Source organism: Nonomuraea maheshkhaliensis, assembly GCF_039529435.1.
Taxonomy (GTDB): Bacteria; Actinomycetota; Actinomycetes; order Streptosporangiales; family Streptosporangiaceae; genus Nonomuraea; species Nonomuraea maheshkhaliensis.
On record NZ_BAAAMU010000107.1, the window covers coordinates 23,607 to 34,359 of the forward strand.

Consider the following 10,753-nt stretch of genomic DNA (forward strand, 5'->3'; position numbering starts at 1 on the left):
CCCTCAGGGCTGGACGGCAGTGCCGGACGATCGCGGCGTTCATCCCGGAGAGCGATGATGAGGCGGGGCCGCGGCGTGGCGGGCCGAATCGCCCAAGCGGTAACAAACGGCGCAGACTTCATCGAGCCGCTGCTGGAGGTCCTCGACCTTCCACCGCCGCGGCGAGCAGGTCACGCGGTACGACCTGTTCGATCGCGTTCCACACCTGCGACGGCCCGACGAGGAGGCCTTACACCTCCTTCGGCCTCCAGCGCCTCACGGCGGACCGGGCTTCGTGTCGATCACTGAGCTCGAGCGACATCCGTTAGGGTTCACGGATGCTGCTGACGATCCTTGGCGGATGCGGTGCGTGGCCGGCGGCTGGCCAGGCCTGCAGTGGTTACCTCGTGGAGCACGACGGGTTCAGGCTGCTCGTCGACCTTGGACACGCGACGGTGCCGCGGCTGCTGGAACGGGTCAGCGCCGATCAGATCGATGCCGTGTTCATCAGCCACGGACATCCCGACCACTGCGCCGACCTGAACCCGCTGTTGCGGGCGCGCACCATGCGTGACGACCCGCCGGCGGGGCTGCCGGTGTACTCGCTGCCCGGCGCGCTGGACGCGGTGCTCGCGCTGGACCGCCCAGGGGTGCTGACCGACGCCTATGTCCTGCACGAGTTCACCGCCGGCAGCGGATTCGACATCGGCCCGTTTCGCGCACGGACTCGTCTGCTGCCGCACTCCGTACCCAATGCCGGCATACGGCTGACAGCGGGCGGACGGGTGCTCGCGTACACCGGCGACAGTGGCCCGAGTCCCGACAGGGTGGAACTGGCGCGTGGCGCTGACCTGCTCCTGGCCGAGGCTACCCATGTGAACCAGGTCCCGGAGAATTCCCGGCGTTACCTGACGAGTGCCCGTCAGGCGGGTCGGCAAGCCCTGGAAGCCGATGCCCGGCACCTGTTACTGACGCACCTGCAGCCAGGCACGGACGCCTCAGCCGCGCGAGCCGCCGCCGGGGCCGGATACGACGGTGAGATCGGCATCGCCACGTCGGGTCTCACCTTCGATCTTTCGTGAGCCAAGGTTTCGGGGATCGCTGTTCGTGGCGTTGCGGTGGCTCTATCTGATCTTCATTCGGCTCGCGGGTCGGCTGGTGTTGTCGCGGCGCTCGCAGAGGTCGAAGGAGGCGGAGATCCTGACCTTGCGACACCAGTTCGCGGTGTTGTGTCGGCAGGTGGCCCGGCCTCAGCAGGGTTGCGTTGATCGTTTGAATCTAAGGGTCCTTACCAGGTCGGGACAGGTGTCCGACGGTTTCCGCTGGGTCGATCCCGACGATGATCGAGACGTGCACGAGGTGCTGCGCGCGGAAGGGCTCGTCTTCGACGAAGCCGTGGCCAACCAGCCGCCGGGGATGCGATGGCGTCCCGCTGCCGGGACATGGCATACCAGTGGGCAGTTCGACAGGACAGCGGAGTGAACCTGTGAGGCTGGCGGGTCGCCCCACAGGTCACCTCACCTTCCGAGAGGTTGCGTTGCCCGGGTCAGCCGGTGGGATCACATCCCTGATGCGGCTCGTCCAGATGGGGAACCGCGTCGAGAGATTCGGTTTAGCCGCGGTTATCGGGTTTCTTCCGCAGAGGAGGTGTTTCCGGCCTCTGGGCCGGCGGGGTCCCAGGTCACATGAGGCGAACCCGTCAGCGCAGTGGTGTCGAGGTACCTGGGCTCGAGGACGCGCTCGGTGAACTTCCAGCCATCCGGGGTGCGCTGGTAGCGGTCGTGGAACAGGCCGTACATGACGACCGACCTGCCGTCGCGCTGGCGACCGATCTCGAAGATGGATTCCCGGCCGGTCGCGGTGTCACCATCGAGTTGGATCGTGCCCGGGTGCACGTTCTGCACCCAGAACTCCCACGCACCCTGCAGCCGTTCGATACCGGCGCGGATCTCCTTCCGCCCGGTGAACTCGATGTTGGCAGGGGGGATCCGCCACACCGCGTCCCTGGTGAACAGCGACGCGAAACGGTCGTAGTCGCCGATCATCGCCGCGTCGGCGTGTTCGCCCCGCAGCGCCTCGATCTCGACGCGGTCGGCGATGGTCTGCAGATCTCTCATCGGTTTCCTCTCTCCTGCGAACGTGATGGATGAAGCATCGGGCTCTTGCCGGAGGGTGCTGCAGGGTGCGTCCGCACCAGCAGCGCTTCACTGAACGTCTGGGTCTGGCGGCTTTGTCTAAAGGGCCTGAGGTGATGGATGTCGGTGGTGTGGAGGGGGATGGGCGCGTGTTCTGCTGGTGGTGTCAGAATCCGATGGCTTGGCGCAGCAGCAGAACGGTGAAACGGTTGGCTGTCAGCGCGGCGGCCGCCTTCTCCAGGCGCTCGGCGGAAGCCGGGGTGGTGAACTGTGTTGCCGGACTCGGGGTGGTCATGGTGTCTCCTGGGCGGGTGATGGTGTGACGGGTGCCGGAGTGGCGTTGTCCGGTCCGCAGGTTGGCGAGGATGGCTTCGGGGACGGCCCAGAGTCCGTCGTGGTGGGGGATACTCGCTCTGGCCTGTCGCCGGTTGTGCTCACGGGCCTGCCCCCCAGTTCGCCGCGCCATCTGCCCCTATCCGCTTGCCGGCGTAGCCGGAGCGATCGTCCATGGTGATCTTCTTGCCGCTCCGATGAGCCGGATTGGGAAGGAGGCATTCTCCAGCGCGTCCAAACTCGAGGCGTCGCGGACGAACTGATCTCGGTTTGGGCCGGAACTCAGTAGTAGGCCACGTTCACGGCCAAGGCGGCGGCCGCCAGTGCGAAGAACGCGGACCAGGCGCCGAAGTGGTGGTCACGAGCCCGCAGATGAACGCAGAACGCGGCGAGGAAGTACAACACGAGGCCGGCGGCGGCGAGCAGGCCCAGCACCGGAACGGCGAACCCGGCCAGCAGTCCCAGCGAGCCTGCCGCCAGCATCACGCCCAGCGGGAGCATCCAGGAACGCGGCACGCGAAGCTGGTCCGCCTGTTTCTTGGGGTAGTCATGGCCGATGAGGTTGGCGATGGCGGCCAGGCCGACGACGGCCGAGGCGAGAGAAGTGATCACGAGGTAGACGGCGAACACGATGGTCCCCTTGTCCCTTGCGAGTGATAGGCCGGTTGCGCACTACGCGGACGAGATGAGCTGCCAGGAACGTGACATGCCCGGCGTGTGATATGGATCATGGCTCCGCCGGCCGATGCCCGGGAGGGCGCCACATCGGTTGAGCACCAGGTGCATGAGGTGGTGCAGGTCGCCCATGATCTCCCTCCTCAGAGGTGCGTGCAGGAAACCCCAACCATCCACCCGGCCCCCGCCAAGCCGACCAGAGCCACCGGCCGACGGCGGCGGGGATGGGGTCGGTTGCGGCGGAAGGCCGGATGAGACCTACCGCGGAGCGCGCGTCCCTCATCCGGCTTGGGCGCGAAACGCCGCTCCTACCCCGCTCTTCCGATGGCCAGCCCGCCAGTTCGTTAATTCGTTGGTTCGTCAGTCCGCTATCCCCACTGTCCCGGCTGGTAGTCGCCGGTGGCAGGCTGCTGGGTGATGACGTTCAGACGGTTCCAGGTGTTCATGAGGGCGATGTGGGACAGCAGGGCGCCGAGTTGGGCCTCGTCGCAGTGTTTGGCGGCGTTCGCCCAGACCTCGTCGGGGACACCCCGACCGCGTCCGCGATGCGCGTGCCCTGCTCGGCCAGCTCCAGGGCGGCCCGCCCGGCTCGGCGAAGGCCGTCGCCTCCCGCCACACCGCGACCAGGTTGAGCCGCACCGACGTTTCCCCCGCGTGCGCGGCATCCTTGGTGTGCATGTCGACGCAGGCGGCGCGGCCGTTGATCCGGCTCACACGCAAGGCCACCAACTCCTGCGACCGCGGGCAAAGCAGAGTCGTGCACGACCTTGCTCGCGGAGATGATGTACTTCGCCAGCTTGCTCGTGACCGGGCTCTCGGAGGTGTTGAGTCGCGCTTCCATGATGATCTCCTCTGCCGTGTTCGCTGGCACCCCGACGACGAACGAGCCCACCCCGAGGGGACACCAACGCCCGAGATCCACAAAATCGCTCACGCAGCGCCATAGCCCGACACTGCCGACAGGAGCCTGTGGGTGCCCGAAACCCGGCTGTTGGGGCTGACCTGGGGTTCGGCGTTCCGGTTGCTGGCGGGCATGATCGCTTTTCATGGCGAAGTAGTGATCGAGGATGCAGGTGTACGCCTGTCCGATGGTGCTGACATGCGTGGCCGCCGGTGCCGAAGCCGGGGTTCTCTTCGCCGCCGATGCCGTTGCCTGTGCCGGGCCGGATGGGATCTGGCCGGAGGCTTTGTGGCAGGGCGATGGGCCCTGGTCGGTGCGCGTGGGGTCGCCTGCGTCGACGGCGGCGGTGTTGGCCGGCAGCAGCGTGCACGCAGCCGCTGCTGCCCGCGGCCTCAGCGGGGCCGTTGGCGACCTCACAGGGGGTCCGTGACGGTGGCGATGTCTTCGGGGTGGTGGGATCTGCGTGTGGTCTCCCGGCGCGTGATGTGGCAGGGAATGTGCGTACTTCGAGCGTGCGGGCCGCCGGTGGCATCCGGGGTGGGAACGGGCGTGGTGATCGGGGCGCGTCAATCCGTCGTCCAGTGACGTAGTTTCTCGGGGTTGCGTACTACCCAGATGTGCTTGATCCGGTCGCCCACGACGTCGAACGCGAACACCGTCACGATGGCGTCGTCTTGCTCAGCCACCAGGCCGGGCTGACCGTTGACCGTACGGTCCAGGAGCGTCATGTTGCCGCGCCTCCGGCGGGCGATTTCGACCCAGGCGTGCGCGATCTGCTTGGCGCCCTCGATGGGGTGCAGGAAGGTCGTGGTGAGGCCGCCGCCGTCGGCGATCGCTGTGGCGTCGGGGTCGAGCAGGCCGATGAGGGCGTCGATGTCCTTGGCCTCCCATGCCTGTTTGAAGTCCCTGACGATGTCGGCGCGCTGGGTCGCCGGAGTCACGGAAGGTTGCGAAGTCCGGATGCGGCGGCGGGCCGAGGAGGCCAGCTTGCGGCATGCTCCCGGGGTACGGCCGACGATCTCGGCGACCTCGGCAAAGGAGTGGCAGAAGACATCATGCAGGATGAACGCGACGCGTTCGGCCGGGGTCATCGATTCGAGCACGACCAGGAAGGCCAGGTTGACCGACTCGTCCAGGGTGACCCGGTCGGCCGGGTCGACGGTGGTGCCGCCCGGCCGTCCGGTGCTCCGCTGCGTACGTTCAGGTAGCGGCTCTGGGAGCCAATTGCCCACGTAGGTCTCTCGCCGGGCCCGGGCGGAGTTGAGCAAGTTGAGGCAGATGCGGCTGACGACCGTCGTCAGCCAGGCGCCAGGGGATTGGATGGCGTCCTGCTGCCGCGGGGACATGGCGTACCAGCGGGCGTAGGCCTCTTGTACGGCGTCCTCGGCCTCGGCCAGGGAGCCTAGGAGCCGGTAGGCGATATTGATCAACTGGCGCCGCTCGCTCGTGATCGCGTCCAGGCCGGGATCGGACCGGCCGTGTCCTGGCCGGGATCGGGTGGTCATGGTGCCGATAGCTCCCTTGGTCGTATCTGTCCTCGTCGGTTCGACAAGACAACCCGCCGGAACGTGACGCGACGCACCGGCCTCACATTCCGGGGGGTTGTCTTGTCGGCTGCGGAGACGAACACATCTCCAGCGAACAGGAAGATCAGAGACATCATGACCACCTCAATGCCGGCAACCCCGTTCACCGACCCGGCGTCCGAGCAGCGCCTGGAGCGGGCGGCCGCTGCGCTGACCGCACACGGTTTCACCGTGGAGGTTCTGGACGACGCCGCCGCCGCGCGTACCCGCGTCAAAGAACTGATCCCGGAGGGCGCCGGCGTGTTCACCGGGGCCAGCGAGACCCTGCGCCTGTCCGGCATCGATGAGGACATCAACGCCGGCGGACTGTACCAGGCCATCAAACCACGCCTCCTGGCAATGGACCGCGCCACCCAGACGGACGACATCCGGCGGCTGGGCGGCACCCCGGACGTCATCGTGGGCAGCGTGCACGCGGTCACCGAAACCGGCTCCCTCGTGATCGCCTCGGGCAGCGGAAGCCAGCTTCCCGGCTACGCCGGCGGCGCCGCCCGCGCGATCTGGATCGTCGGGGCGCAGAAGGTGGTACCTGACTTGGACACCGCGCTGCGGCGCGTCGAGGACCACTGCCTCCCGCTGGAGACTGCCCGTACCCAGAAGGTCCACGGGTGGCCCAGCGCCATCAACCGCCTCCTCATCCTCAACGCCGAATTCCAGCCCGGGCGCGGCACCGTCCTGCTGCTCCGCGAAGCCATCGGATTCTGAACCACCCGCACTCCTCATTGGCGAACCCGATTGAGGTGTCATCAGCGACAACCGTTAGGAGCGCACGATGAATGCCCGTTTGAACCCGTTTGGCAGCCCGGTCGCCGCCAAGTTCCTGAAGCAGATCATCGGGGCGGCCAAGGCGCTCAGGGACTCGACGCTGCCGGCCCCGGCGATCGCGCTGGTGGAGATTCGCGCCGGCCAGATCAACGGCGATCGCGTGCGGTACTCGCTCGAGGGGTGAGCTCGGAGAACGCCGCGGTGGAGATCGGCGTGTCGCCGGTGGTCGGGACGCCAACGGCGCCCACCTGGTCGCTCTCGTCCGCGCCGGCGCCTGTACCGCTTCATGACTCATCAGCGGTGCTTGATCTGCGGCTTTGACCCCCAGCCGCCGTGCGGGCAAGATCGCGGCCTGCGTCTGTTCGTCTGCTGTATCTGACCTTGGTCCGGGTGTTCGGCTGGCTGGTGTTGCTGGGGCGTGGCCAGGCGTCCAAGGACGTCGAGATCATGGTGCTCCGCCATGAGGTTGCCGTGCTGAAGCGTCAGGTCGCCCGGCCGAAGCCGGACTGGGTCGATCGGGCGCTCTTGGCGGCCCTGGCCCGCTTCCTGCCGACGGTGCTGCGAGCTCATCGGCTCGTAACCCCACGTAGGGAGGGGTACGAACTTGCGCGGCATGCTCGCGCGGGTGGAAGAGGTCGACGGCACCGTAACCGCCGAGAGCCGTCCCGATGAGGGCACCACCAGCGAAGTGAGCATTCCCGTGGCGGCCAGGACCGAGGAGGCGCCCGTGGCTGAAGGAAGCGATCAAGGTCCTGCTGGCCAACGATCACCCGGTGGTCCGCGAGGGCCTCATCGCTGTGCTGGGATCCGCCGATGGCATCACCGTCGTCGGGGAGGCCGGTTCGGGAGAGGAGTCGGTCGTCCAGGCGGGGACGCTCAGGCCGGACATCATCCTGCTGGAGCTGCACATGGGCGGCATGGGCGGCGTGTCAGCCATCCTGCCCTGAGGGCAGAGCGTCATTTCGTGCGGAAGCCGGAGAAGCGCCCTCACGTGCGGCAGTACGGCGGGTGGAACGAGATGACACCCGACATGGGCACCTCCGGCACCGTGCTCTGTCCCTGCGCGCCGTACCACCAGCCGATGACCTGGCCGTTGTCCTTGCAGAATGGCCCGACCGGCTCATCCGACAGTGACAAGTGCCATCGCTGCCGCGCGGGCATCTCTGGCTGCAGTGCCGGTGTGATCGACCAGGCCCCGGGTCTTGACGCCGTCATAGAGCACCAGCAGTTGCCGGGCCACGACGGTTGGTTGGGTGCTTCCTGCCGCAGTGGCCAGGCGCTCGAACAACGCGAGCATTCGCTCGTCGTGGATGGCCAACGCGTGATGAGCGGGATGCTCGGGTGTCAGGAAAACGGCTGCGCTGTTCACCAGGAGGCAGCCATGGTAGCTCGGGTCGGGCAGGTTAGCCGCCAACAGGTCGAACGGTGCCACCAGTTGAGCCGGCGGGTCACCACCACGTCGTTCCAGTTCGACATCCAACTCGGTGAACCATTCGTCGCTTGCCGCGGTAAGCACGGTGCCGATGAGGGCGTCCTTGGACTTGAAGTGCGCGTACACGGTGGGCTTGGCGACGTTGGCCCGCTCAGTGACGGCATCGATCGAGACACTGTAGCCGTGCGCGTAGAACAGCTCACGTGCGGCTTCCAGCAGTCGATCACGTGCAGCGGGACGAGGCATACCAAAATTCTAACTGGTCAGTTCAGTCTGGTAGCTTATTCCTACCAATCTAACTGGTTAGTAAGCTTGAAAGAGGACATGGATGCGTGCCCTGATCTACGATCCCGACGCCGCACAAGGCGTACGGTTCGACGAGATCGACGAACCCCGACCGCAGGCGTCGCAGGTGTTGATCAAGGTTGTGACGGCTTCGCTCAACTTCGGCGAGCTTGCCTTCGCTGCCCGGCAACTCCGCCCCGGCCAGGTCTTCGGCAAGGATGCCGCCGGTGTTGTGGTGAAGGCCGCCGCCGACGGCTCCGGACCGCCTGAGGGCGCACGCGTCTCCTCGTTCGCAGGGACAGGCGGGTGGGCCGAGCTGCGTGCCGTCCACACCGCAGACCTGGCCGTTGTGCCCAAGGGTGTCGACCTCGGCGCGGCCGGCGCCCTGCCCGCGGCCGGCGCGACAGCTCTGCAAGCGGTCCGCCGACTGGGTTCCGTACTCGGACGCCGCGTGCTGGTGACCGGAGCGTCAGGAGGTGTGGGACGGCTCGCCGTACAACTGGCCGTGCGCGCAGGCGCGCACGTCATCGCATCGGTGGGGCGGCCGGAACGCGCTGTCGGACTGCGCGAACTGGGCGCCGCGGAGATCCTTGTCGGTACGGCCAAAGCCACCGATCCTGTGTTCGGCGTGCTCGACAACGTGGGTGGCCGACTGCTGAGCGAGGCGTTCGGGCAACTTCAGGACGGCGGCCTCGCCTTGTCCATCGGATGGGCATCTCGCGAGCCGACCGTCATCGACTTCGAGGAAGAACGACTGACAGGCATTCCCAAGCGGTTGGAACCCTTCATGGTGTCCGGCCCCTTCGGCCCGGATATCGCCTACCTGATCCACCTGCTGGAGAACGCCGAACTCGATCCACAAGTCGGCTGGCGCGGCCCCTGGACCCAGGTCAACGAGGCGATAGAGGCGCTCCTGACGCGCCGCGTTCCCGGCAAGGCCGTACTCGACCTCGCTTCCGACGAACGGGAAGACCCCTCGAGCGGCCACGTGTAGAACCTGGGAGACGATCAAGAGCGGCCCGGGAGCCGATCTTCAAGGGGACCGTTTCACCTCAGGTCACCCCTGCTCGTGAACGCCCCAACGGTGTGGCCCTACAAGACCGAGCCGCCCCTGGCGCTTCGTTTCGCAAAGGGCATAGACGAACTGGCGGCATAAGCGTCGGGCAGGCGGTGGTGGCCGTCCCCATATCGAGGGCTTGGCCTGTTGGTTGAGTTGGGTGGTGGCGATGCGGGTGGCGTAGGCGATGTCGTCCGGGCAGGCGAATGACACGCCTGCCAGGGCGTGACGTATCCGGCAACCGGCGCTAGGAACGACAGGACCCCGAGCAGGGTGCTGGCCCGCCAGGTGGCACGGAAGCCGGCCGGATCGACCTCGGCTCCGGCCAGGAAGGTCAGCACCACGCTGCCGAAAGAGGTCAGGAAGATGAGCCAGTCGGGGGTGGCCAGGTGCAGCGTGTTGCCTAGCGCAACCCCGGAGACGATCTCGATGACGGACACCGACAGCCCGACCTCGACCGAGATGATGCTGCCGGGCCAGGATGGTCACCGCGAGCACGGCGGCGACGAACAGCGAACTCCCATGGACCCGTTTCCCCTTCCCGGACGCGCTGAGGCGCGGCCAGGAAGCCATCAGCCGCATCCGGCGGTTCGACCCTCGCGCGACGCGCTGCTCGCGGGGGCTTCGGCGGGATCCATCGCCATCTACGAGGGTAGGCGCACCGCTTCCCCGCACGCCCGCAAGGGCGCACACTGACCTGAGGGACCCCATCCCGGCAGGCATCCGGCAGCCGACCGGGCTGCCGCAAGGCCACCTCGGCCGACCTGCCCGGCGTCATTTCGGGCCAGGCGGACAAGGGCTCAAAGGAAGGCACAGCCGCCCCAGCCCTTGCCGAGGGCGGGCGGTGAGGCCTCCAGGCGAAGGAGCGTGCCATGAAGCTCGAAGGCAGCGCCTGCCTGCTGACCGTGATCGTGGGCGAGCACGACCAGTACCACCACCGGCCCTCGTTCACGCCAGTCGCTGGTCAGGTCGTCAGGGTTGGCGTGCCCGGCCCCAGCCCGGGGTGGGTGGCTGCGGCCAGGGGGGCGGGAGCGGCAGGTTCTCATCGGGTCCGGGGGTACGGCCGGCGAGCAGCAGCGCGGCCAGACCCGCGCCGCCGGGGCTCTCCGAGGTCACCAGCTCCGAGACGACCGGGACCGATCCCTCCGGAGAAATCCGTTCGACGGCTCCGGTGATATCCACATCCCACAGCACATCGCCGAGCACGGCGATCTCCACATGCGCTCCTCGAATCGAAGACGACGGAGCTGACTTCGTCGAACAATTTACTCGGAAATGACGGCGCGCCGGACGACCGACATTAACGCAATCGCGCCGCCGCGCAGCATCCGCGGCCGCGACCGCTCCCGGGCACCGTCCCGGGTGTTCAACTGATGCCGGGGATTCACTTGAACATACGCGCTGGCCGCGCGCGCACGCCCTGCGGTTAGAATCGGGAAATCCATTCTCCGGCAAGCTGCGGGAAAGTCTGGCGCACCGGCCGACCCGGCACGATGGGTCGGGCGGGGGCCACCTTCAGCCGCAACCGACACGCTGGAGTGTGACTGTCAAACGCACGTGGAGAGTGTCGACCGTTGATATCAGGCGCCTGCGGTAAAATCGCGA

16 protein-coding genes are annotated in these 10,753 nt (G+C 67.3%); 6 read left to right on the top strand and 10 right to left on the bottom strand.

The window, feature by feature from the left end:
• Positions 1-317 precede the first annotated feature (317 nt).
• Positions 318-1,061, top strand: coding sequence for an MBL fold metallo-hydrolase (locus ABFX54_RS43415; protein WP_346112807.1), 744 nt, complete (start codon positions 318-320; stop codon positions 1,059-1,061).
• 25 nt (positions 1,062-1,086) lie between these two features.
• On the top strand, positions 1,087-1,461 hold the full coding sequence (locus tag ABFX54_RS43420; protein ID WP_346112808.1) for a hypothetical protein: 375 nt from the start codon (positions 1,087-1,089) through the stop codon (positions 1,459-1,461).
• Between the two features lie 140 nt (positions 1,462-1,601).
• On the opposite strand, the gene ABFX54_RS43425 is transcribed toward ABFX54_RS43420, so the two are convergent.
• The 5 genes from ABFX54_RS43425 to sigJ all read right to left on the bottom strand — a co-directional run bounded on the left by ABFX54_RS43425 (position 1,602) and on the right by sigJ (position 5,528).
• On the bottom strand, positions 1,602-2,096 hold the full coding sequence (locus ABFX54_RS43425; RefSeq protein WP_346112809.1) for a nuclear transport factor 2 family protein: 495 nt from the start codon (positions 2,094-2,096) through the stop codon (positions 1,602-1,604).
• Between the two features lie 184 nt (positions 2,097-2,280).
• On the bottom strand, positions 2,281-2,409 hold the full coding sequence (locus ABFX54_RS43430; protein WP_346112810.1) for a hypothetical protein: 129 nt from the start codon (positions 2,407-2,409) through the stop codon (positions 2,281-2,283).
• Between the two features lie 320 nt (positions 2,410-2,729).
• The gene (locus tag ABFX54_RS43435; protein ID WP_346112811.1) at positions 2,730-3,077 is read right to left on the bottom strand and encodes a DoxX family protein; all 348 of its coding nucleotides are present in this window, start codon (positions 3,075-3,077) and stop codon (positions 2,730-2,732) included.
• Positions 3,078-3,482: 405 nt separating this feature from the next.
• Entirely contained in the window at positions 3,483-3,848 is a 366-nt protein-coding gene (locus tag ABFX54_RS43440; RefSeq protein ID WP_346112813.1) for a carboxymuconolactone decarboxylase family protein, read from the bottom strand.
• 741 nt (positions 3,849-4,589) lie between these two features.
• Positions 4,590-5,528, bottom strand: a complete 939-nt coding sequence (gene sigJ, locus ABFX54_RS43445; RefSeq protein ID WP_346112814.1) for an RNA polymerase sigma factor SigJ — start codon at positions 5,526-5,528, stop codon at positions 4,590-4,592.
• 102 nt (positions 5,529-5,630) lie between these two features.
• Here sigJ and ABFX54_RS43450 point away from each other — a divergent pair, with 102 nt between their 5' ends.
• The 3 genes from ABFX54_RS43450 to ABFX54_RS43460 all read left to right on the top strand — a co-directional run bounded on the left by ABFX54_RS43450 (position 5,631) and on the right by ABFX54_RS43460 (position 7,321).
• Positions 5,631-6,314 carry an LUD domain-containing protein gene (locus ABFX54_RS43450; RefSeq protein ID WP_346112816.1) on the top strand — a complete coding sequence of 228 codons (684 nt, stop codon included), beginning with the start codon at positions 5,631-5,633 and terminating at the stop codon, positions 6,312-6,314.
• Positions 6,315-6,381: 67 nt separating this feature from the next.
• The gene (locus ABFX54_RS43455; protein WP_346112817.1) at positions 6,382-6,558 is read left to right on the top strand and encodes a hypothetical protein; all 177 of its coding nucleotides are present in this window, start codon (positions 6,382-6,384) and stop codon (positions 6,556-6,558) included.
• A 571-nt stretch (positions 6,559-7,129) separates the two neighbouring features.
• Complete coding sequence (locus tag ABFX54_RS43460; protein ID WP_346112826.1) at positions 7,130-7,321, top strand: response regulator; 192 nt, start codon at positions 7,130-7,132, stop codon at positions 7,319-7,321.
• Between the two features lie 40 nt (positions 7,322-7,361).
• Here the strand turns inward: ABFX54_RS43460 and ABFX54_RS43465 are convergent, their stop codons facing one another.
• Together ABFX54_RS43465 and ABFX54_RS43470 are read right to left on the bottom strand one after the other, a co-directional pair.
• Entirely contained in the window at positions 7,362-7,511 is a 150-nt protein-coding gene (locus ABFX54_RS43465) for a hypothetical protein (protein WP_346112818.1), read from the bottom strand.
• Positions 7,495-8,052, bottom strand: coding sequence for a TetR/AcrR family transcriptional regulator (locus tag ABFX54_RS43470; RefSeq protein WP_346112819.1), 558 nt, complete (start codon positions 8,050-8,052; stop codon positions 7,495-7,497). The genes ABFX54_RS43465 and ABFX54_RS43470 overlap by 17 nt, the downstream gene beginning before the upstream one ends.
• An 82-nt stretch (positions 8,053-8,134) precedes the next feature.
• Between ABFX54_RS43470 and ABFX54_RS43475 the strand changes: the two genes are divergently transcribed.
• The gene (locus ABFX54_RS43475; RefSeq protein ID WP_346112820.1) at positions 8,135-9,085 is read left to right on the top strand and encodes a zinc-binding dehydrogenase; all 951 of its coding nucleotides are present in this window, start codon (positions 8,135-8,137) and stop codon (positions 9,083-9,085) included.
• 98 nt (positions 9,086-9,183) lie between these two features.
• Here the strand turns inward: ABFX54_RS43475 and ABFX54_RS43480 are convergent, their stop codons facing one another.
• From ABFX54_RS43480 to ABFX54_RS43490, 3 genes are all read right to left on the bottom strand, one after another.
• Positions 9,184-9,615, bottom strand: a complete 432-nt coding sequence (locus ABFX54_RS43480; RefSeq protein WP_346112827.1) for a cation:proton antiporter domain-containing protein — start codon at positions 9,613-9,615, stop codon at positions 9,184-9,186.
• Between the two features lie 333 nt (positions 9,616-9,948).
• Positions 9,949-10,086: a hypothetical protein gene (locus ABFX54_RS43485; protein WP_346112821.1), complete on the bottom strand. Its 138-nt coding sequence runs from the start codon at positions 10,084-10,086 to the stop codon at positions 9,949-9,951.
• 34 nt (positions 10,087-10,120) lie between these two features.
• Positions 10,121-10,366 carry a hypothetical protein gene (locus ABFX54_RS43490; protein WP_346112822.1) on the bottom strand — a complete coding sequence of 82 codons (246 nt, stop codon included), beginning with the start codon at positions 10,364-10,366 and terminating at the stop codon, positions 10,121-10,123.
• Positions 10,367-10,753 lie beyond the last annotated feature (387 nt).